The following is a 20,021-nucleotide window of genomic DNA, read 5'->3' as shown; positions in this document are numbered from 1 at the left end:
GTCAACAAGACCGCCATCGTGGCGAGTATCAGCCCCAAAAGTGTCGGTCCGCGTTGGGCTTTGCGGTTACGCGGCGGGACGACCGAGGTGGTGCTGGATCGGGCCAGGCTGGCCGCGCTGCTGCAACACATCGCGCGCCTGCCGATCGCCTGCGTGAAGGCTGGTCGACCGTGCAGACCTGGAGCGGTGTCCGGCTGGGCGATCTGGCCCGCGTCGCGGGTGTGCCCGGCACCCCGCATGGCGCGCGTAGTGTTGCTGCAGCGCGGCGGGGCGTTCGGGGAGGCGACGTTGCAGGCCAACTAGGTTGGCGATCCCGACGCGCTGCTGGCGATGCGGGTCGATGGCGAGGACCTGTCGTTGGATCACGGCTACCCGGACCGGATCATCGTTCCCGCGCTGCCCGGTGTGCACTGCACCAAGTGGGTGGGCAGCCTCGAATACTAGGCGTTAGATGTCAAGAATCACAACACTTTTCACGACGCTTTACGGATCACATCTGCTGCATCTGCTGACTATGGCGTTCGGTTTCGCGCTGCTGGGCTACATTTTGGCCACCTTCAAGCCGGCCACGCTGTGGAATCCAGACAGCCGGTGGCAGTCCATCGCGGTGTGGTTCGCCGCCACCATCGTCGCCCATGACCTGCTGTTCTTCCCGCTGTATGCGGTGGCCGATCGGGTACTCGCCGCACGGCCCAACGGAAGCGGTCGCGTGCGCAGCCAAAAGTACTGGCCCGAAACTATATTCGGGTTTCTGCCCTGTGCGCGGGGCTGACCCTGCTGATCTTCCTGCCCGGGATAGTCGAGTAGGACGCTCCCACATATCAGGCGGCGACGGGACCGACCCAGCAGCCTTTCCTGGGAAGGTGGCTGCTGCTCACCGCGACAATGTTCGGCGTGAGTGCGGTCGCCTACGCGATCCGGCTGGTCGTGGTGCGTCGCCGCGCGCCGCTCAGCAAAGTGAAGCAGGCAGTATATAGCTGGTAATCCGACATATAAGCAAACATAACGCCGCCATCTTCGCGGTTTCGACGCAAACGTCAGTTTGTGTCGACAACCTGGAAGTACAGTCCGGTACATGACGGCGCGGGTTTCGGGCATGACACCTTGTGTTGAAGTGGTTACTGCGGGCGCCGCTAGTAAGGTCGCTGCTGAGGGGAAGGGGCCAGCGATGAAACAGCTCAGCGACTGGGACTCGGTCCTGCTATACAACGAGACCCCGAACGTGCACATGCACACCAGCAAGGTTGCCATCGTCGAGATCGACCCCGAGCATCGCGATTTCAACATCGACGCATTCCGTCAGGTCATCGGCGCGCGACTGAACAAACTCAGGCCCTTCACCTACCAACTCGTCGACATCCCCTGGAAATTCCATTACCCGATGTGGCGCGAGCACTGCGCGGTGGACCTCGACTACCACATCCGGGCCGATGCGGCTGCCCGAGCCGGGCGGGCGCCGCGAGCTCGACGACGCGATCGGGCAGATTGCCAGTACCTCGCTGGACCGCAGCCGCCCGTTGTGGGAGATGTACTTCATCGAGGGCCTGGCCAACAACCGGGTCGTGGTGGTCGGCAAGATCCACCACGACCCGGCCGACGGAGTCGCCCCTCCGCCAACCTGATAGCGCGCGGCATGGATCTGCTGCCCGACCCCGGAAAGCGGTCCCCGTATCACCGATCCTGTACCCACCAAAGCGCAGTTGCTGCGGTCGGCGTTCGCCGACCACCTGCGCCAGTTCGCGAAACTGCCCGGGACGGTGCGCTACACCGCGCGGCATCAACCGGGTCCGGCGCAGCTCGCGAAAACTCTCGCCGTAGCTGACCATGCCCTTCACCCCGCCGGCCACCTTTCATCAACCACCGGATCACCCCGGAGCGCCGGTTCGCCACGGCCACCCTCGCGCTGGCCAACATCAAGGAGACGGGCAAGCGGTGCGGCGGCTCGTCGACGCCGCATGGCCCCGGCCTGAGAGGCCCGGCCGCACGCCACGGCACGAATTCGGGTAACAGGACTCTCTCCTGATGCCAATACCTTTTCCTTCAGCAGCTACCATCAGTCGATAGCAGCCCTGGTTTGCCACGACTACCGAGGAGATGTGCAACGCCGTGAGTGGAAACGAATGAAGCCAACGAGCCCGAGGTCATCGTCGAACAGCAGGACCGGATCTTGATCATCACGATCAACCGGCCCAGGGCCAAGAAGGCGGTCAACGCTGCGGTGGCCAACGGGCTGGCCGCGGCCGTCGACCAACTCGACGACGACCCCGGTCTGTCCGTCGGCATCCTGACTGGCGCGGACGGATCGTTCTGTGCGGGCATGGACCTCAAGGCGTTCGCCCGCGGGGAACTGCCCATAGTCTAGGGCCGCGGCATGAGCTTCACGGAGCGTCCCCGGACAAGCCGCTGATCGCGGCCGTCGAGGGCTACGCCCTGGCGGGCGGCACCGAACTGGCCCTGGCTACCGACCTGATCGTGGCGTCCAAGGATTCGGCCTTCGGGATCCCGGAGGTCAAGCGCGGGCTGGTGGCCGGCGGCGGGGGGCTGTTGCGGCCGCAGCGCATCCCGTCGGCCATCGCGATGGAGCTGGCGCTGACCGGGGAGAACCTGAGCGCCGAACGCGCGCACGCGCTGGGGATGGTGAACGTGCTGACCGAGCCGGGCGCTGCCCTGGACGGCGCGATCGCGCTGGCCGAGAAGATCGCCGCCAACAGGCCGCTGGCGGTAGCTGTTCACCTCCGGCACCACGTCGCAGCCCAAGGCCGTCGAACTCTCGCACAGCAACCTGACCACTTACGTCACCGGAACGGTCGAATTCGATTCCGCCGCAGCCGAAGACGCGGCGCTGATCTGTCTGCCGCCGTATCACATCGCCGGTGTCGGCGCCGCGCTGTCGAACCGCTACGCTGGTCGCAAGTATTATGGTGTACCTGCCCAACTTCGACGCGCACGAAGGTACGGCTGATCAACGCTTAGCACGTCACCACCGCGACGTTGGTGCCCACCATGCTGGACCGCGTCGTCACGGCGCTGGAGTCTGGCGGTCACCAGTTGCCGTCGCTGCGCAACCTGGCCGACGGCGGACTCCAAGGTCGGCCTGCCCCTGGTGCGCAGCGCGCTCGAGCTGTTACCCGGGGGCGGCTTCATCAACGCCTACGGGCTGACCGAGACGAGTTCGACGATCGCGGTGCTGACGCCCGAGGACCGTCGCGCGGCGCTGGCCGCGTAGGACCCCGCCATCAGGCGGCTCGGATCGGTAGGGCGGCCGGGTGGCCCGGCGTCGAGATCGAGATCCGCGACGACGGCAACGTGCTGCCCGTCGGCCGGCGAGCTCTTCGTGCGCGGCGAGCAGGTCTCCGGCCGCTATACCGGCATCGGGTCCGTCCTTGACGAAGACGGTTGGTTCCCAACTAAAGACATCGCGATGCTGGACGACGAGGGCTATCTGTTCATCGGCGGCCGCAGCGACGACACCATCATCCGCGGCGGCGAGAACATCGCGCCCGCCGAGCTGGAGGAGGTACTCGTCGAGCATCCGCAGGTGCGCGACGTCGCGGTGTTCGGGGTCGAGGACCCGCAGTGGGGTCAGGCGATCGTCGCCGTGGTGGTGCACCGGCCCGGCGCCGATCCCGACCCCGAAGAATTGCGCGAGCACGTCCGCAAGAGCTTGCGCGGTTCGTGGACCCCGGACCGCGTCGTGTTTCGCGACGAGCTGCCAACCACACCCCACGGGCAAGGTGCTGCGCCTTGTTAGTGCTACCAACTCACATACCACGGAAACATGTGACACAGGTCATTTACTCGCGGTGAGCATAAGCTGAGCAGATCCTAAGGATTAGGCTTATTGCATAATCTGGCTTCTGGGTTTGACTGACGTGATGACACACACATTTCGTCGTAGCGCGAGCGCGGCGCCAGGATGCGGGTCTAGCCCACGCAGGCCTGCCCAGTGTCCATGATCCCGGAGAACACCAGCATCGGATTGCCGACGCCAGGTCGACGTCCTCGAGGAGGATGGCCGCTGACTTGCCACCGAGCTCGGGCGTGTACGGCTTGGGCAGTTCCGCGGCGCGCCGGCCGATCTCTTTGCAGACCGCCGAGCTGCCGGTGAACGTGAACATGTCGACGTCCGGGTTCGAGGTCAAGGCCTGGCCCGTCTCGACGCCGTCGGGCACCACCGACAGCACGCCCTCGGGCAGGCCGGCCTCGGCGAAGATGTCCGCCAACGCGTTTGTGGTCAACGGGGTTTCGGCGGCCGGTTTGAGCACCACCGTGCAGCCGGCCAGCAGCGCGGGACCCAGCTTGTTGACCGCCAGGAACAACGGCACCTTCCAGGTGACGATCGCGCAGACCACACCGCTCGGCTCGCGGTAGACGTATTGTCTGGCCGTAGGACCCGTTGCGGATCTTGCGCCGCTTGACCTGGTCGACGGCCGGGCCGGCGAAGAAGTTCATCGCGCCCACCGAACCCATCCAGTGCATCGTCTCGACGGTGGTCGGCGGCTGGCCGGTTTCCCCGGCGAGCCGCGCGCTCAGCAGTTCCTTGCGCTCCTCCATCAGCTTCACCGCGTTGGCGATGACGGCCGCGCGCTCTTTCGGCGGCGTGGCGGGCCAGGGGCCGCTGTCGAACGCGGCGCGGGCCGCGGCCACGCGGCGTCCACGTCGGCCGTCGCGGCCAGCGGCGCCTTGCCGAAGTACTCGCCGGTGGCCGGACAGTGCACCTCGATTACCTCGGACGTCGAGGGCTCCGTCCACTTGCCGCCGATGGAAAGCTTGTCGTATTCGGTCTTCAACTCGCCCATGGGCGCCACCCTACCCAAGGCAAAGCAAAACGAGAACATGTTTCATTCTCTAGGCGAGAGCACTAGCACGAGATTGCTGACCAGAAACTCGCGCAGCATCGGCACCGCGGTCAGCCACCAGGCCCATCGTGGGTGGTAGCGCGGAAATGCGGCCACCAGCGCGCCGGTGTTCTCGGCCCAGCTCAGTCCGTCCGCGGCCGATACCGCGAACAACGATGACCCGTAGTCGTTCTTGGCCCGGTGGCCGTGTTTACGGGCGTAGCGGTCGGCGGCGCGGGCGCCGCCCAGGTAATGCGTCAGGCCCATTTCGTGCCCGCCGAACGGGCCCAGCCACACGGTGTAGGACAGCACCGTGAGGCCGCCCGGCTTGGTGACGCGCAGCATCTCGGCGCCGAGTTGCCAGGGCCGCGGCACGTGCTCGGCGACGTTGGACGACAGGCAGATGTCCACGGAGTCGTCGGCGAACGGCAACGCCATGCCCGAGGCGCGGACGAAGCTGCCCGTCGCGGCGGTGATCGCGGGTCCGGCGGCGTGCATTTCGGCCGGGTCGGGCTCCACGCCGAAATAGCGGACTCCGGCGTCGGCGAACGCTTCCGCGAAATAGCCCGGCCCGCCGCCAACGTCGAGCACGGTCCGGCCGGTCAGCGGTTCGCCGTGGGCCGCCTGCCAGAGGTCGCCGATCATGCCCGCGGTATCGGCCGCCAGGGCGCGGTAGAAGCGGGCCGGGTCGGGCTGCTCGTCGCGGAACTCCGACAACAGCCGCACCGAACGCGACAGCGTCGCTCGTCGCGCAAACACCTCAGTGACCGCCACCGGCCACACCCTACGTCGGGCAACGGTTAGGCTGACAGTGATGTCTGGTCTGCGCTCGGTACTGCTGCTGTGCTGGCGCGACACCGGCCACCCGCAGGGCGGCGGCAGCGAAACCTATCTGCAGCGCATCGGCGCGCAACTGGCTGCCTCGGGCGTCACCGTCACCCTGCGCACCGCGCGCTATCCGGGTTCACCGCGCCACGACGTCGTCGACGGTGTTCGGATAAACCGCGCCGGCGGGCGTTACTCGGTCTACGTGTGGGCGCTGCTGGCCTTGGCCGCCGCGAGACTGGGGCTCGGGCCGCTGCGCGCGGCGCGCCCCGACGTGGTGGTCGACGCGCAAAACGGTCTGCCGTTTTGCGCCCGGCTGTTGTTCGGCCGCCGTGTGGTCGTTCTGGTGCACCACTGTCACCGCGAGCAGTGGCCGGTCGCCGGGCCGGTGCTCGGCCGGCTGGGCTGGTTCGTCGAGTCGTGGTTGTCGCCGCGGTTGCACCGGCGCAATCAATACCTGACGGTGTCGCTGCCGTCGGCGCGCGACCTGGTCGCCCTCGGTGTGGACAACGAGCGGATTGCGGTGGTGCGCAACGGGCTTGACGAGGCGCCGTCCGTCTCGTTGTCCGGGCCGCGTTCGTCGGTGCCGCGGGTGGTGGTGCTGTCGCGGCTGGTGCCGCACAAGCAGATCGAGGATGCCCTGGACACGGTTTCCGAGCTGCGGCCCCGGTTCGCCGGCCTGCACCTCGACATCGTCGGCGACGGCTGGTGGCGGCAGCGGCTGGTCGACCACGTCCGCAGTCTCGGCATTTGCGATGCCGTGACGTTCCACGGCCACGTCGACGACGTGACCAAACATCATGTGCTGCAGAGCGCGTGGGTGCACGTGCTGCCCTCGCGCAAAGAGGGCTGGGGGCTGGCCGTCGTCGAGGCCGCCCAGCATCGGGTACCCACCATCGGCTACCGGTCCTCCGGTGGTCTGTCCGACTCCATCGTTGACGGCGTCACCGGGATCTTGGTCGACGATCGTGCCGAACTGGTGGTCCGCCTCGAGGAACTGCTCCGCGAGCCGGTGCTGCGCGACCAGCTCGGCGCCAAGGCGCAGACCTGCAGCGGCGAGTTCTCTTGGACGCAGAGCACCGACTCGATGCGCGCCGTGCTGGAAGCCGCCCGGGCCGGCGAATTCGTCAGCGGCGTCATCTGATTCGCGAAACCTGATCCTCAGCGACGTCGATCGCCGTGGGTCAGCCATGGTTCAAGTGTCGCGGCGTACCGCGCCGACGCATCGCGCCGACCAGGACACCGCCTGCACCCCCGATCAGTATCGCCAGCCACGCCAGATGCGCGATCAGGACGGCCTGCCGCCGGCACACCGGCACACCGGCGCCCTGGCCGCCGATGCGGTACAGCGCGATGTGCTGGTCGCGGTAGACCGGGGTGAGCGTGCCCAGCATGCGCGCCGCCGACCCTAGGTCACCGGCCGTGTCGGTCTCGACGACCAGCCAGCCCACCCCGGCCGGGGCCAGGGCGGCTGGGTCGCGCCCGGACAGTAGCAGCTCCTGAACCGCCCGGGCGCGGTTCCCCTCCCCGGCCACCACCCGGCCCGAGATCGCCATGTCGCCGGTGGACAACACCTCGGCCCGCACCCAGCGCGGCAGCGGATCGAGCACCGGCGTCGGACCCGACCAGGCGAAGCGCCGCATCGACCCGGCGGGCAAGACCGCGACAGGCGCGGGCGCGCGGTTGATCTGCGCCGCCACCGCAGCCCACCCAGGCGGGTAGTGCACCGCCGCGACCTTGCCGCCGACGCCCCAGGCCGCGTCGGGCAGCAGCGCGATCAGCGCGAGACAGCAGGTCAGCGCCGCGGCGACGTCGGCCGGCGCGGGCAGCCACCTGCGCACCGTCACCACCGCGCCGGCCCCGGCCAGCGTGTATCCCGGCACCGCCAGCGCCACCCACTTCTGGCCGTCGCGCAACACGCCGAGCCCGGGCGCGGCATCGACGACCGCGGCCAGCAGGTGCAGGCCGGTCCCGGTGGCCAGCGCTGCGGGAACGAGCACCGCGGCCGCCGCCAGCATCAGCAGCGGCACCACGGCGCGGCGGCGCAGCACGGTCGGTAGCCCGGCCGCCACCACGCTCAGCAGCACCAGCGTCGACACCGCGGCGAACAGCGTGGCCCGCGAGCTGGGCACCGCCTCGCTGTTCCAGATTCCGCCCAGCCCGGCCAGACTGCCCAGCGTGTCCAACCCCGGCTCCGCGCGCGGCGCAAACGCGACAACCCCGAGCGTGCTCGCCGCCTTGGTGCCGGCCATCGACGGGCCGGTCGCCGCGGCCACCAGCCACGGCAGCGCCGCCACCAGCCCCGCACCCAGGACCGCGGTTGCACACAGCCACCGGGGTCGGCCGGTACCCGACGCGGCGACGCAGGCCAGCCCCACCGTCGCGGCGAGCATCAGCCCGGTCGGGGTCAGCCCGGCCAGCGCGATCCACCACGCCAACGCAAAAAAACCCGGCCCGCCGAAGCGCAGCCTCAACACCGCCGCCGCGACCCACGGCAGAGAGCCGTAACCGACCAGCAGACTCCAGTGCCCCTGCAAAAGCCGTTCGGCCACATAGGGATTCCATACCGCCAGGGTGACCGCGACGAACCGGCCCGCGATGCCGGCGTCGGGCAGCGCGGTCGTGACCAGCCGTGCCGCACCCCACCCCGCCAGCCACAGTCCCAGGACGAGCAGCGCCTTCACCACGACGCCGCCATCGATCACGTGCGAGGCCAGCGCCACCGCGAAATCCTGGGGCGCCGCCCGCGGCGGGGCCGTCAACCCCAGGGCGGTGTCCGACAGGTAGGAGCGCGGCGTCGACACCGCGTCGCGCAACAACAGGTACCCCGGGCGCAGCAGCGGTCCGGCAACCAGCAGCGTCAGCAACAGGGAGTAGACGGGTACTGACCACTGCACCGCCCGGCGGTGTGGTGCGGTCACCGTCGGTCGGACTGCGGGCTAGTCCGATCGGATGGGCCGGGTGGATTCGGTTCCGGCGGCCCCGGTTCGGGCAGCGGGTCGGGGCCGGGCGGATCGTCGCGTGCTTCCGAGCGTTGCGTGGGCAACTTTTCGGTCTCCGCTTCGGCGCCGGGCACCCGTTCCTCGACCCCACTGCGGTCGAAGAACTCCTCGTCCCCGCGGTCCAGGCCGGGATCGGTCAGCGCGCTCTCGGTACGTAGGCTGAATGAGGCCAGCACGCCGCCGCTGATCAGGGCGATCAGGCCGACCGCGGTGAAGGTGATCGGCAGGACCCGCGACCACAGCGCCAGCCGATCACGCTCGTCGCGGGCCGCGTTCACCTGAGACTCCACGGTGTCCTCGTTGGAGGTGACCTTGTAGTTGGTCAGCGTCACCTCGGGCTTGAGCGAGTCCCGGGCGTAGTAGTGGTTGGCGTGCTCGGTCTCCTTGACGATGGTGCCCGAGACCGGGTCTACCCAGAATGTCCGCTGCGCCGCGTAGTAGCGGGTCATGGTGATCTGCTCGGCCGGGTCGCCGCCCTGCAGGCCCCACATCGCCGCGGACGTCGTCACCTGGCCGTCTTCGTCGCCGGCGTAGAGCGACGGATACTTCACCGGCGCCACCAGTTTGCCGTCGGTGCTGTAGCCGATGTTCTGCGTGAACTTGTAGGTGGTCAGGCCGTTGACGTCGTCCTCGGAGTCGTAGTTGACGTCGTAGCTCTTCTGCACGATCGGGTCGAAGTACGGGTAGGTCTTCTTCTCGGTGTGGAACGGGAAGCGGTAGGCCAGGCCGTCGTGGCGCACCGGGATCGACGTGGGCGGGTTCTCGTCGTTGATGGTGCGCGGCTTCTGCACGGCCCCGCCGGTGTGGGTGTCGTCGGAGACCGCCATCGCCGTCTTGCGGTTGAGGGTGACGGTGTCGACGATCGCCAGCAGCAGTCCGGTGTCCTTTTGCTTGTCGGTGCGCCGCAGGGTGCTGCCGACCTGCAGCGTGACGACGTCGGCGTTGGCCGGCGATTCGACGCTGACCTGCTGCTGAGCCACCAGCGGCACGTTCTGGTTGACGACGACGTGGTCGCCGGACAGCGACGCCATGTCTATCGCGGTGCCGCTGCCGTCGCTGACCAGCGTGGTGTCGATGTTCAGCGGAATCTTCGCGATCCGGCTGGTCGTGTAGGTCGACAGCAGCAACGCGGCAATCAGCAGGGCGGCCCCGAGTCCGATGATTCCGCATGCGGCGAACCGCAACATAACCGCCCGGTTCACGTTGCCGTGCCCTCCTAAGTGCTCTAGGCAAACCCGTTTGACCCTAACAGCAGTACCCGGTCCGGCAGGTAACACAGCGCAGGCAGACTGGGACCGTGACCGAAGGCCGGCAGGTGGGTGGAACCCGAAGTTTCCTCCCCGCCCTTGAGGGTATGCGTGCCTGCGCGGCCATGGGCGTGGTCGTCACGCACGTGGCGTTCCAGACCGCGCATTCCAGCGGTGTCGACGGACGGCTGTTCGGGCGCTTCGACCTCTCCGTGGCGGTGTTTTTCGCGCTGTCGGGATTCCTGCTGTGGCGCGGCCACGCCGGTGCGGCGCGCGGGCTGACGCGGCCGCCGCCGACCGGCCACTACTTGCGGTCGCGGGTGGTGCGCATCATGCCGGCCTATCTGGTGGCGGTCGTCGTGATCCTCACCCTGCTGCCCGACGCGGATCACGCCAGCCCGACCGTGTGGCTGGCAAACCTGACGCTGACTCAGATCTATGTGCCGCTCACCCTGACCGGCGGCCTGACCCAGATGTGGAGCCTGTCGGTCGAGGTCACTTTTTATCTGGCGTTACCGATTCTGGCGCTGCTGGCCCGGCGTCTGCCGGTAGGTGCGCGGGTGCCGGTGATCGCCACGCTGGCCGTACTCAGCTGGGGTTGGGCCTGGCTGCCGTTGTTCACCGGGCAGTCGGCGTCGGGCAACCCGCTGAACTGGCCGCCGGCATTTTTCTCCTGGTTCGCCGCGGGCATGCTGCTCGCCGAGTGGGTGCACGCCCCGATCGGCGCGGCGCACCGGCTGGCACGGCGGCGGTGGCTGATGGCCGGTGTCGCGCTACTCGCGTTCGCGGTGGCGGCGTCGCCGCTGGCGGGGCCGGAGGGGCTGGTTCCGGGTACCGCCGCACAGTTCGCGGCGAAGACGGCGATGGGCGCGCTGGTCGCGTTCGCGTTGATCGCTCCGTTGGTGCTGGACCGCCCCGGCACCGCTCACCGGGTGTTGGGCAGCGTCGTGCTGGTCACCCTGGGCCGCTGGTCCTATGGCCTGTTCATCTGGCACCTGGCCGCGTTGGCCATGGTGTTCCCGGTGATCGGGACCTTCCCGTTCACCGGCAACATGCCGACGGTGCTGGTGCTGACGCTGCTGTTCGGCTTCGCGATCGCGGCGGTGAGTTATGCCCTGGTCGAGGCGCCGTGCCGGGAAGCGTTGCGAGGCTGGGAGAAACACGCGAAGCCGGTCGAGAGTGCAAGAACCAGTTGACGCCGAGGCGGACGCGTCGCCCTTAACCGGTGCGGTCCATCCACTGTTCCAGCGCCTGCGCCGAGGGCAGGGCGATGGCTTGCTCGATCTTCGTGAACAGATCGGTTCCGTACTCGACGGTGGACCTGATGAAGTTGCCCAGCGCCGCGAGGGTGGGATGCCGTCGGTGAGCAGGTAAGCGCTCTCTCCGACCACGCTGACCTGGGGCTGCGCGGTTTCGCGCACAAAACGCCTTGGGCCAGTGCGTGTCTCGATTCCAGTTGTTGACCAGTTCCATCAACCGCGGCCGTTCGCCGGCGTGGTAGTAGCCGGCCGGGCTTACCGAGATTCCAAGATGTCGGGCCGCAAGCCGTTGATCCGCAGGATGACGTGCAGCCTGCCCCATTCGATGTTGGACAGCATCAGCAGGAATTCCTGGTCGTCGTCACTGCGGAAGAACCGCAACTGGCGCGAGCGCAGATAACGTTCGATCAACTCGGAGCTCAATGGCTCGATCTTCATGGCCCCTCTCCGGCACGCCGGTCATCAATCGGCCTGATGGTGGCGCCGGGGCCTTGGAGGATTCTTGGCGCCGTCGAGCGTGACGGTCGGTTTGCCTCCGCGGCCGGCAGCCGCGCGATGATCTCGGCCCGCACCGCCGATCGGCGGGCCTTGCCGGCGTCGTCGCGCAGGGGCGTGTCGACGAATTCGACGAAGTCCGGGGTGGGCGGCACCGTGTATCCCGCGAGGTGCTCACGCAGAAACTGCAGCGCGCCCGCGGCGTCCAGGCTGGCTCCCTCGCCGGTCCGCACCAGGGCGTAGGGCCACCTGGCCCAGATCGCCGGCGTTCGGGTCGGGCACACCAACGACCAAGCAGGACAACACATCCGGATGCGCCGACAGTGCGTTCTCGATCTCTCCGGGATAGACGTTGCGCCCGCCGACGGTGAACATGTCGACCCGCCGATCCGACAGGTACAGAAACCCGTCGACGTCGAAATAGCCCAGATCGCCCAGCGAATCCCAGCCGTCGCGGGTCTTGGCCGTCGCGCCGACGTACCGGTAGGTCGGCGCGCTGCCGGGGCTGGGCCGCATGTAGATTTCGCCGACCACGCTCGGCGGCCAGGGGTTGCCGTCGTCGTCGAGCACCTTACATCTCGCTGGCGAAGACCACGCCCACCGAACCGGGGTGCGTCAGCCACTGGTCGCCGGAGATGAAGGTCAGCGCGTGTAATTCGGTGCTGCCGTAGAGTTCCCAGATTTTCCGGTCCCAGCAGGTCGATCCAGGCCTGCTTGATGGCGGGCGGGCACAGCGCGGCCAGATGCCAGAACCGCCGGATCGACGAGAGGTCGTAGGCCACCGGGTCGGCATGGTACACGGGCAGGGTCCGCTGCATGATCGTCGGCACCGCGGTCAGGAACGTCACGCGGTGCTCGGTAATCGATTGCAGAAACCGGTGCGGATCGAACCTGCTCATCAGCACTAGGTGGTGGCGCATCAGCAACGCGACCGTCGCCGCGTGAAGCCGGTGTTGTGCGACAGCGGCACCGGCACAGCGTGACGTCACCCTCCTGGGCGCCCAGCGGATAGCCGATCGCCGGCGGTATCCGGCTTCCCAAAGTGTGGTCCGCCAGACTCGATCAGTTTGGGTCGGCCCGTGCTGTCGCCCGATCCCATTGCCTTCCACACCGGTGACACCGCCTCGGGCAGCGCGGCGTCGGACAGCGTCGGATCGGTGGGTGAAACCCATTGGCAAGCCGGGGATGTCGGGATGTTCCTGCCCCACCAGCAGGGCCGGCGGCCGCAGCTGAAGCAGGCCTGCCAACTCGGCGGCCGTCAACGGTTGGCAAGGCCCGGCTCAAGGCCCACGATCACGGGCGCCGCTGGTACTCCGAGTTCCTCGACCACATCGGGCGCGAGCACATCTTCGCCTCCGTGCTGACGCCCTCGGAGTACGGCGCCTCGGCTGACCTGGCTTGTCGCTGGGATACCTACCAGATCAGCGAGTTCGCCGAGATCGTCGGCTTCTACGGGCTGAACTACTGCTACCCGTTCCAGGTCACCGCGCTCGGCCTGGGGCCGATCTGGATGAGTGCCAACGAGGACGCCAAGCACAAGGCCGCCGCACAGCTTCAGGCCGGCGAGGTGTTCGCCTTCGGCCTGTCCGAGCAGTCGCACGGCGCCGACGTCTACCAAACCGACATGGTGTAGCGCGCCGACGGTTAGGGCGGCTGGACGGCCAACGGCGGGAAGTACTACATCGGCATCGCCAACGTCGCGCGGATGGTGTCGACGTTCGGCAAGATCGCCGGCTCCTCGCCGAAGAACGACGAGTACGTCTTCTTCGTCGCCGACTCCCAGCACGACCGCTACGAGCTGATTAAGAACGTCGTCAACTTGCAGAACTTCGTCGCAAACTACGCGCTGCGCGACTACCCGGTCACCGAAGCCGACCTGCTGCACCGCGGCCCGGACGCCTTCCACGTCGCGCTCAACACGGTCAACGTCTGCAATTACAACCTCGGCTGGGGTGCGGTGGGCATGTGCACCCACGCCATGTACGAGGCGGTCACCCACGCGTCCACCAGCACTTGTACGGGACAGTCGTCACCGACTTCAGTCACGTGCGGCGGTTGCTCACCGACGCCTACGTGCGGGCTGATCGCGATGAAACTGGTCGCCACCCGGGCGTGCGACTACATGCGCAGCGCATCACCGACGACCGCCGTTACCTGCTGTACAGCCCGTTGACCAAGGCGAAGATCACTAGCGAAGGCGAGCGGGTGATCACCGTCCTATGGGACGTCATCGCCGCCAAGGGCGTCGAGAAGGACACCATCTTCGAGGTCATGACACGCGAAAACGGTTTGCTGCTCAAGGCTTGAGGGCACGGTGCACATCAACGTCGGGCTGCTTGCCAAGTTCATGCCCAACTTCCTATTTGCGCCAAACGCCGACTTGCCGCTGATCGGCCGTCGCGACGACGCGGCCGCCGACGCGTTCCTGTTCCGGCAGGGGCCTACCGGGGTTTGGGCAAGGTGCGCTTCCACGATTGGCGCGCGCCGTTCGAGAGTTACGTCCACTTGCCCAACGTCGCGCTGTTGCGCGAGCAGATCGACCTGCTAGCCGAGATGTTGGCCAGCGCCACCCCGGACCCGGCGCAGCAGAAGGACAGCGACTTCGCGTTCGGAGTGGGGCAGTTGTTCGCCACGGCGCCCTATGCTCAGCTGATCCTGAAGAGGCGCCGATTTCCGGCGTCGAGATGAGGCGCTGCTCGACGAGATCTTCGCGGTGCTGGTGCGCGACTTCAACGGCTACGCCGTCGAGTTGCACGACAAATCAGCGACGACCGACGAGCAGGCCTGTTTCGCGATGCGCATGGTCCGCCGCCCCCGGTCCACGACCCGGCGCGTTACGACCAGGTCTGGAAGGGGCACATCGAACCCATCAACGGCGCCTACCAGATGCGGTCCTAGCTCAGGTCTTGACTATGACATATCTCACCGTAAGATAACTAGTGGTCGTTGAAACGAGGTGAGCCATGCCAACGGTGAGAGGTCACATGAACAGAACCCGAGTTGCCTCAATGGCCCAGGGCGGCCTCAACTGGGATAGCTCGCCGCTCAAGCTCTTTGCTGGCGGCAATGCCAAATTCTGGGATCCCGCTGACATCGACTTCTCCCGCGACCGCGCCGATTGGTAGCGACTAACCGAGGACGGGGCTTCACCCTCTACGACCCGATGCCGTTAGGCCTGTCGACGGAGGAGTCCATGGCCTACGCCTCCGACAAGGGGATGCGGCGGTTCGACACCATCGCCAGCGCCCGCGGTCGCCCGCTCGGCGAGATCGATCTGGACTACGCACCGCTGCAGCTCGAGGACACCTTCGCCGCGGAAGACGAGCGGGCGCTTGCCGACGCCTCGGCCTGAGCGGCGGGGCTCGGCCCCACGGCGCCGAGTGTGTGCCTTAACGCACCGAGACCGCCGCGGTTGATGCGTAGGCCGCACACTCGGCGACGGCCCACGGCGTTAGCCGACCCAGACGGTCTTGGCGTTGCAGAACTCGCGGATACCCTGACCCGCTAACTCTCGGCCGTAGCCGGAGCGCTTGATGCCGCCGAAGCCCAGCTCCGGATAGGACACAGTCATCCCGTTGATGAACACCTGACCGGCGTCGATTTCGTCGATGAAGCGTTGCTGCTCGGCCTCATCGTTGGTCCAGGCGTTGGAGCCCAGCCCGAAGGTGGTGGCGTTGGCGATCTCGATGGCCTCATCGATGCTCGCCGCGCGGTACATCGAGGCGACCGGTCCGAAGATCTCTTCGGTGTAGAGGGCCATGTCCTTGGTGATGTCGGTGACCACGGTCGGCGGGTAGAACCAACCCGGCTGGTCGGGAACCTTGCCGCCGAGGCGCACTGTGGCGCCGGCGGCGACGGCGTCATCGACCTGCTTGGCGACCTCCTCGCGGCCCGACTCGGTGGCCAGCGGCCCCACGTCGGTGTCCGGGTCCGTCGGGTCGCCGACCGTGAGCGCCTGCATGCGCTCGACGAACTTATCGACGAAGGCGTCGTAGATGTCGGTGTGCACGATGAACCGCTTGGCGGCGATGCAGGATTGGCCATTGTTCTGCACCCGCGCGGTGACCCCGGTCTTGACCGCCTCGTCCAGATCGACCGACGGCATCACGATGAACGGGTCGCTGCCGCCGAGTTCGAGCACGGTCGGCTTGATTTCCTCGCCGCAGATCGCCGCGACGGACTGCCCGGCGAGCTCGCTGCCGGTCAGCGTGGCGGCGGCGACGCGAGGGTCGCGCAGGATGCGTTCGACGACGCTGGAGGACACCAGCAGCGTCTGGAAACAGTCGGCCGGGAAGCCGCCGCGCGCGATGACGTCGGCGAGATAGAGCGCCGACTGCGGCACGTTCGACGCGTGCTTGAGCAGCCCGACGTTGCCCGCCATCAACGCAGGCGCGGCGAACCGCACCGCCTGCCACAGCGGGAAGTTCCAGGGCATGACCGCCAGCACCACCCCGAGCGGCTGGTAGCGGACATACGCCTGTTTCGCCCCGACATCCTCGGCCCGCGCGACCTCGTCGGCCAGCAACCGCTCGGCGTTCTGAGCGTAGTAGCGAAAACCCTTGGCGGACTTGAGCGCTTCGGCCTTGGCTGACTTCAGGGTCTTGCCCATCTCCTGCGTCATCATCGCCGCGACATCGTTGGCCTCCTTTTTCAGCAGGTCTGCGGTCGCATTGGCCCATTCGGCGCGCTGGGCGAAGGTGGTGGAGTGGCGGTAGTCCTGGAACCGTGCGTAAGCCCGCGCGATCGCCGCATCGACCTCGTCGTCTGTGGCTGGGGTGAAAGACTTGATCGTCTCGCCGGTGGCCGGGTTGATGGTGGCGATCGCCACGGTGGGGCCTCCTTCATCTGCGTTGGTCAAAGTGGTCGCAAAAATGTTCAACACCTAGCCTGCCACTATCGTTCCCAGCAGGGGAGGTGGCGTATGAGCACTGCGGCTCAACTGATCGTGAAATGCCTGGAGAACGAGGGGGTCGCCGTCGTTTTTGGCATCCCCGGGAAGAGAACATCCGCTTCATCCAGGCGTTGGCAGCGTCGGAAATCCGCTACATCCTGACCCGGCACGAACAGTGCGCGGCCTTCATGGCCGAGATGTACGGTCGGGTGACCGGGCGAGCCGGTGTGGTGACCGCCACACTGGTCCCGGCGCAATCAACATGCAGCTCGGCGTAGCCGACGCCACCACCAACAGCACCCCGGTGGTCGCCATTTCGGCGCAGGTCGGACAGGACCGCGAATACCGCAGGTCGGACAGGACCGCGAATACAAGGAATCCCACCAGTACGTCGACCTGGTCTCGATGTACGCGACGATCACCCGCTGGTCGGCGCCGGTACCGACCGCGCGCCATACCTGAGATGGTCCGCAAGGCGTTCAAGGTCGCCGAGACCGAACGGCCCGCCGCGGTGTACCTGGCCGTCCCGGAGCACATCGACGAGGACGACACCGAGTACGAGCTGCAGCTGTTGCTCCGCAACGTTGTTCGCGCCGAAGCGCCGGCGGCTCGACAGGTGGCACGGGCGGTCGACATTTTGCGGACCGCGCAACGGCCGGTGCTGCTGGCCGGGCACGGGGCCGCGCGCAGCGACGCGACGGCGGCGCTGGTGCGGTTCGCCGAGGAGCTGGGCATCCGGGTGGCCAACACCTTCCACGGCAAATGCGTGATGCCCGACGATCACCCCAACAGCATCGCACGCTGGGTTTCATGCGGCACGACTACAGTCAACTTCGGGTTCGACAATGCCGACGTGGTGATCGCCGTCGGCTACGAGCTGCAGGAGTTCGATCCGGTCCGGATCAACCCGCAGGCCGACAAGAAGATCATCCACATTCACCGCTTCCCGGCCGAGGTGGATGCGCACTACTCGGTCGCTATCGGCATCATCGGCGACATCAGCGATTCGCTGAACCAACTGGCCGACGCGCTTTCCGGCTGCCGCTTCGACGACGCCGAGGTGCCGGGCTCGGGCTTGCTGGCCTAGTAATTTGCTCGGGGACAACAGGATTCACGATATCCGTTGGCGCTGCAGCGGGTCGTCGCCGACACCAGGGCAGCGCTGGGCCGCTCGGACGTGGTGCTGGTCGACACCGGTGCCACCAAGATGTGGATTGCCCGGCTGTATCTGACGTATGAACGCAACACCTGTCTTATATCAAACGGTTTGTCCACCACGGGATTTGTGTTACCCGGCGCACTGAGTGTGCAGCTGGCGCAACCGGACGTGAGTGTGGAGACGGCGCCTTCCTGATGAACTCGTGGGAGATCGAGACTGCCCTGCGGGAGAAGATCCCGCTGGTGGTACTGGTCTGGGAGAACGGGGGATACGGTCTCATCGAATGGAAGATGGACCCTCGAGATCGGCTAGCATCACTACGTGCGCTTTGGCAACCCTGACATCGTGAAGTACGCCGAAAGCTTTGGCGCCAAGGGGTATCGGGCCTCTCACGTCGACGAGCTGCTGCCCACGCTACGGGCCGCGCTCGACGCGGGGTGTAGTGATCTGCTGCCCGGTGGACTACTCGGAGAACCTGCGGCTGACCGACCGTCTCGGTGAGCTCGACGAAACCCTGTAGCGCGTGACGCCGAGCGTGGTGCCTATGCACCAACCGGGACGGTTTTGGTGCGTTAAGGCCCAAACTCGACGAAACCCGGTAGCGCCCGGCGCTTTCAGTCCGGGGCCGCCAGCGCCTTCTGGTCCTCGTCGGAAGGCGTCCTCGAGCTGCAGCGGTGAGTAGTCGAGGTCGATCTCGGCGAGCGGGCGGCCGCGGGTGCTCGAGATGGTGCCGAATCGCCGCATACCCTTGTCCGCAGCGTACTGCCGTGACTCCATCCATCTGCAAGCCGAACGGGATATCGTCGCCATACATCGCATAGCTTTCCTCGGCGGACCGCAGGACTAGCGGGAAGAAGTTCGTTCATCCTCGCCTCGAAGACGCCTTAGTTGGCGTCGTCGGCGGCGACGTGGCGCCGGCAGGTGAAGGTGCCCCAGGCCATGTGGCGGCGTTCGTCGTTGCCGATGCGCGCACCAGCTCCTGCATACCGGGCGGAATGTTGCGGCCGCTGCAGATCCGGTGCCAGGAGTGGTAACCGGTCAGCGCCATCATGCCCTCGATCACGTGGTTGTAGGTGGCCGACGCGCGCACCTGGGCGGCCGGTTACGGGCCAATATCAAGGTGTCGAGGCACTTTGGCAGCTCCTCGTAGAAGATGTGCCGGAACGTCGGCAGTGGGTCGAGGTAACTCTGCAGATCTTCGGTCACGCCGATGGCGTCCAGCTACAACCGGAACACCTGGACGTGTCTGGGCTCCTCGAAGGCGAACTGCGTGAGATACATTTCGTCGCCGCGTCGGCCTTCGGACCGCCATGGCCGCCATGAACGGTTGGATTTCGTGGGTTACCGCTTCCTCCCCGGCGGCGAACTGCGCGCACAGCTGGAGGGCGAGGTCGCGTTCGTCGCCGGTCAGTTGTTCCCAGTCCGCGCGATCGCGGGAGAAGTCGATGTCGGCGGGGTTCCAGAACTTCGCGTTGCCGCTTGCGAATAGTCGCAGCGGCAGGCTATCCCAGTTGAGCCCGCACGCAGCCGCAGCCAACGGATCGGATAAAACACGCGTCCTTCGAGACGGCCTGCGCAGCAACACCGCCGTCGGCGTTAATCTGTCGGGTGTGGATATCAATGGCTATCTGGGCTTGTTCGGGGAACCGGGCACCGCGCTCACCGAACCGGAGTGGATCGCACACGCCAACAAGAACTTGACGCCCAACCTCACCGCGCTGAATGCGACGTTTCTGGACGGGTCCCGTGCCGAACGATGGCTGCGGATGTCGTACGAACCTGGTTCCGGTGCTTTCAATTTCGCTCAACCCAGCGGCGGCTCGATGGCCGAGATGCTGGATTAGACAGCCAACCACTGCGGCTAGCTGGTGACGTGTTGTCCCTGCACGACGCTGGGCATTACGGTGACGATTCTGCGCGCGGGGACGGCGAAAAGCTATGTGGTGACGGTGCAGGTGCTGAAGCTAACGAAGACCAACGCGGTGCTGGGCGCGGACCTCGACAACAACTGCGGTCGCCGGATCGCCACGATCACGCTGGTGCCTCAGCTGATTACGGACATCAGCCGACTAACCTGATCGCCCGGTAGAGATGCTGGATTGGCGCGTCAGCGCGGACAGGGAAGCCAGTAGGGCACCCGGCATGCGTATGAGTCGAAATGCGGCACTGTAGGTCTTCCGGTACCGTCTTTCCTTCAACCGCGGAGCGAATCGGCAATACGCGGTGAGCACACCGGGCCAGAGCGCCGAACCGCACCAGCACACGCCGGCGAACGGCCGGTCGAATAGCGCAGCTGGAAAGTGCT

At 66.9% G+C, this 20,021-nt stretch carries 13 protein-coding genes and 12 pseudogenes; 16 read left to right on the top strand and 9 right to left on the bottom strand.

All coding sequences use genetic code 11. The features are described from left to right. From FQ389_RS17745 to FQ389_RS05295, 5 pseudogenes are all read left to right on the top strand, one after another. Positions 1-444 (top strand): annotated as a pseudogene (locus FQ389_RS17745) (molybdopterin-dependent oxidoreductase); the annotation flags it as partial. Positions 445-451: 7 nt separating this feature from the next. Continuing rightward, positions 452-984 (top strand): annotated as a pseudogene (locus tag FQ389_RS05310) (hypothetical protein). 184 nt (positions 985-1,168) lie between these two features. After that, a pseudogene (locus FQ389_RS05305) lies at positions 1,169-1,945 on the top strand (wax ester/triacylglycerol synthase domain-containing protein); the annotation flags it as partial. Positions 1,946-2,110: 165 nt separating this feature from the next. Beyond that, a pseudogene (locus FQ389_RS05300) lies at positions 2,111-2,760 on the top strand (crotonase/enoyl-CoA hydratase family protein); the annotation flags it as partial. Next, positions 2,726-3,818: pseudogene (locus FQ389_RS05295) on the top strand (ANL family adenylate-forming protein); the annotation flags it as partial. The pseudogenes FQ389_RS05300 and FQ389_RS05295, both read left to right, overlap by 35 nt. A gap of 109 nt (positions 3,819-3,927) precedes the next feature. Here the strand turns inward: FQ389_RS05295 and FQ389_RS05290 are convergent. Next, positions 3,928-4,799, bottom strand: a pseudogene (locus FQ389_RS05290) (aldehyde dehydrogenase family protein); the annotation flags it as partial. Positions 4,800-4,841: 42 nt separating this feature from the next. After that, positions 4,842-5,612, bottom strand: a complete 771-nt coding sequence (locus FQ389_RS05285; RefSeq protein WP_144206261.1) for a class I SAM-dependent methyltransferase — start codon at positions 5,610-5,612, stop codon at positions 4,842-4,844. Between the two features lie 40 nt (positions 5,613-5,652). Between FQ389_RS05285 and FQ389_RS05280 the strand changes: the two genes are divergently transcribed. Further along, a complete protein-coding gene (locus FQ389_RS05280) occupies positions 5,653-6,807 on the top strand; it encodes a glycosyltransferase family 4 protein (RefSeq protein ID WP_144206260.1) in 1,155 nt (384 codons plus the stop codon). A 40-nt stretch (positions 6,808-6,847) separates the two neighbouring features. Here FQ389_RS05280 and FQ389_RS05275 read toward each other — a convergent pair whose 3' ends face one another. Both FQ389_RS05275 and FQ389_RS05270 read right to left on the bottom strand, forming a co-directional pair. Next, a complete protein-coding gene (locus FQ389_RS05275; protein WP_144206269.1) occupies positions 6,848-8,560 on the bottom strand; it encodes a hypothetical protein in 1,713 nt (570 codons plus the stop codon). Between the two features lie 20 nt (positions 8,561-8,580). Then, on the bottom strand, positions 8,581-9,867 hold the full coding sequence (locus FQ389_RS05270; RefSeq protein ID WP_186296272.1) for a DUF3068 domain-containing protein: 1,287 nt from the start codon (positions 9,865-9,867) through the stop codon (positions 8,581-8,583). A 95-nt stretch (positions 9,868-9,962) separates the two neighbouring features. Here FQ389_RS05270 and FQ389_RS05265 point away from each other — a divergent pair, with 95 nt between their 5' ends. Then, the gene (locus tag FQ389_RS05265; RefSeq protein WP_260860511.1) at positions 9,963-11,108 is read left to right on the top strand and encodes an acyltransferase family protein; all 1,146 of its coding nucleotides are present in this window, start codon (positions 9,963-9,965) and stop codon (positions 11,106-11,108) included. Positions 11,109-11,130: 22 nt separating this feature from the next. Here the strand turns inward: FQ389_RS05265 and FQ389_RS05260 are convergent, their stop codons facing one another. The 3 genes and pseudogenes from FQ389_RS05260 to FQ389_RS05255 form a co-directional block, all read right to left on the bottom strand. Beyond that, positions 11,131-11,493: a YbjN domain-containing protein gene (locus FQ389_RS05260; protein WP_144206259.1), complete on the bottom strand. Its 363-nt coding sequence runs from the start codon at positions 11,491-11,493 to the stop codon at positions 11,131-11,133. Continuing rightward, on the bottom strand, positions 11,427-11,594 hold the full coding sequence (locus FQ389_RS17740) for a hypothetical protein (protein WP_260860510.1): 168 nt from the start codon (positions 11,592-11,594) through the stop codon (positions 11,427-11,429). The genes FQ389_RS05260 and FQ389_RS17740 overlap by 67 nt, the downstream gene beginning before the upstream one ends. Positions 11,595-11,701: 107 nt before the next feature. Next, positions 11,702-12,934: pseudogene (locus FQ389_RS05255) on the bottom strand (AMP-binding protein); the annotation flags it as partial. On the opposite strand from FQ389_RS05255, the pseudogene FQ389_RS05250 reads away from it, so the two are divergent. From FQ389_RS05250 to FQ389_RS22130, 3 pseudogenes are all read left to right on the top strand, one after another. Then, positions 12,934-14,564 (top strand): annotated as a pseudogene (locus FQ389_RS05250) (acyl-CoA dehydrogenase family protein); the annotation flags it as partial. The pseudogenes FQ389_RS05255 and FQ389_RS05250 sit on opposite strands and share 1 nt — an antisense overlap. An 86-nt stretch (positions 14,565-14,650) precedes the next feature. Then, positions 14,651-14,788: pseudogene (locus FQ389_RS22135) on the top strand (R2-like ligand-binding oxidase); the annotation flags it as partial. Between the two features lie 20 nt (positions 14,789-14,808). Further along, positions 14,809-15,018: pseudogene (locus FQ389_RS22130) on the top strand (R2-like ligand-binding oxidase); the annotation flags it as partial. A 99-nt stretch (positions 15,019-15,117) separates the two neighbouring features. Here FQ389_RS22130 and FQ389_RS05240 read toward each other — a convergent pair. Next, entirely contained in the window at positions 15,118-16,494 is a 1,377-nt protein-coding gene (locus FQ389_RS05240) for an NADP-dependent succinic semialdehyde dehydrogenase (protein ID WP_144206266.1), read from the bottom strand. A 122-nt stretch (positions 16,495-16,616) separates the two neighbouring features. On the opposite strand from FQ389_RS05240, the gene FQ389_RS22125 reads away from it, so the two are divergent. From FQ389_RS22125 to FQ389_RS22110, 4 genes and pseudogenes are all read left to right on the top strand, one after another. Continuing rightward, complete coding sequence (locus FQ389_RS22125; RefSeq protein WP_260860509.1) at positions 16,617-16,835, top strand: thiamine pyrophosphate-binding protein; 219 nt, start codon at positions 16,617-16,619, stop codon at positions 16,833-16,835. Positions 16,836-17,020: 185 nt separating this feature from the next. Then, a complete protein-coding gene (locus FQ389_RS22120; protein ID WP_407662762.1) occupies positions 17,021-17,644 on the top strand; it encodes an acetolactate synthase large subunit family protein in 624 nt (207 codons plus the stop codon). Positions 17,645-17,764: 120 nt separating this feature from the next. Then, positions 17,765-18,057, top strand: a pseudogene (locus FQ389_RS22115) (thiamine pyrophosphate-dependent enzyme). Next, positions 18,038-18,217 (top strand): thiamine pyrophosphate-dependent enzyme, encoded by a 180-nt coding sequence (locus tag FQ389_RS22110; protein WP_260860513.1) that lies wholly within the window; start codon positions 18,038-18,040, stop codon positions 18,215-18,217. The pseudogene FQ389_RS22115 and the gene FQ389_RS22110 overlap by 20 nt, the downstream one beginning before the upstream one ends. 113 nt (positions 18,218-18,330) lie before the next feature. Here FQ389_RS22110 and FQ389_RS05230 read toward each other — a convergent pair. After that, a pseudogene (locus tag FQ389_RS05230) lies at positions 18,331-19,295 on the bottom strand (R2-like ligand-binding oxidase). Between FQ389_RS05230 and FQ389_RS05225 the strand changes: the two are divergent. Further along, positions 19,228-19,560 (top strand): hypothetical protein, encoded by a 333-nt coding sequence (locus tag FQ389_RS05225; protein ID WP_260860512.1) that lies wholly within the window; start codon positions 19,228-19,230, stop codon positions 19,558-19,560. The pseudogene FQ389_RS05230 and the gene FQ389_RS05225 sit on opposite strands and share 68 nt — an antisense overlap. 60 nt (positions 19,561-19,620) lie before the next feature. Further along, positions 19,621-19,794, top strand: coding sequence for a hypothetical protein (locus FQ389_RS17735; protein ID WP_186296269.1), 174 nt, complete (start codon positions 19,621-19,623; stop codon positions 19,792-19,794). Positions 19,795-20,021: the final 227 nt, after the last annotated feature.

This window comes from Mycobacterium tilburgii (genome assembly GCF_902168065.1).
Lineage (GTDB): Bacteria > Actinomycetota > Actinomycetes > Mycobacteriales > Mycobacteriaceae > Mycobacterium > Mycobacterium tilburgii.
This window is presented reverse-complemented; position numbering and strand designations above follow the sequence as displayed.

Excerpts from the sequence above, each read along its gene's own strand:
- FQ389_RS22125 (WP_260860509.1), top strand. The coding sequence starts at position 16,617 with ATGCCTGGAGAACGAGGGGGTCGCCGTCGTTTTTGGCATCCCCGGGAA.
- FQ389_RS05260 (WP_144206259.1), bottom strand. The coding sequence starts at position 11,493 with ATGGGGCAGGCTGCACGTCATCCTGCGGATCAACGGCTTGCGGCCCGA.
- FQ389_RS22120 (WP_407662762.1), top strand. The coding sequence starts at position 17,021 with ATGGTCCGCAAGGCGTTCAAGGTCGCCGAGACCGAACGGCCCGCCGCG.
- FQ389_RS05280 (WP_144206260.1), top strand. The coding sequence starts at position 5,653 with ATGTCTGGTCTGCGCTCGGTACTGCTGCTGTGCTGGCGCGACACCGGC.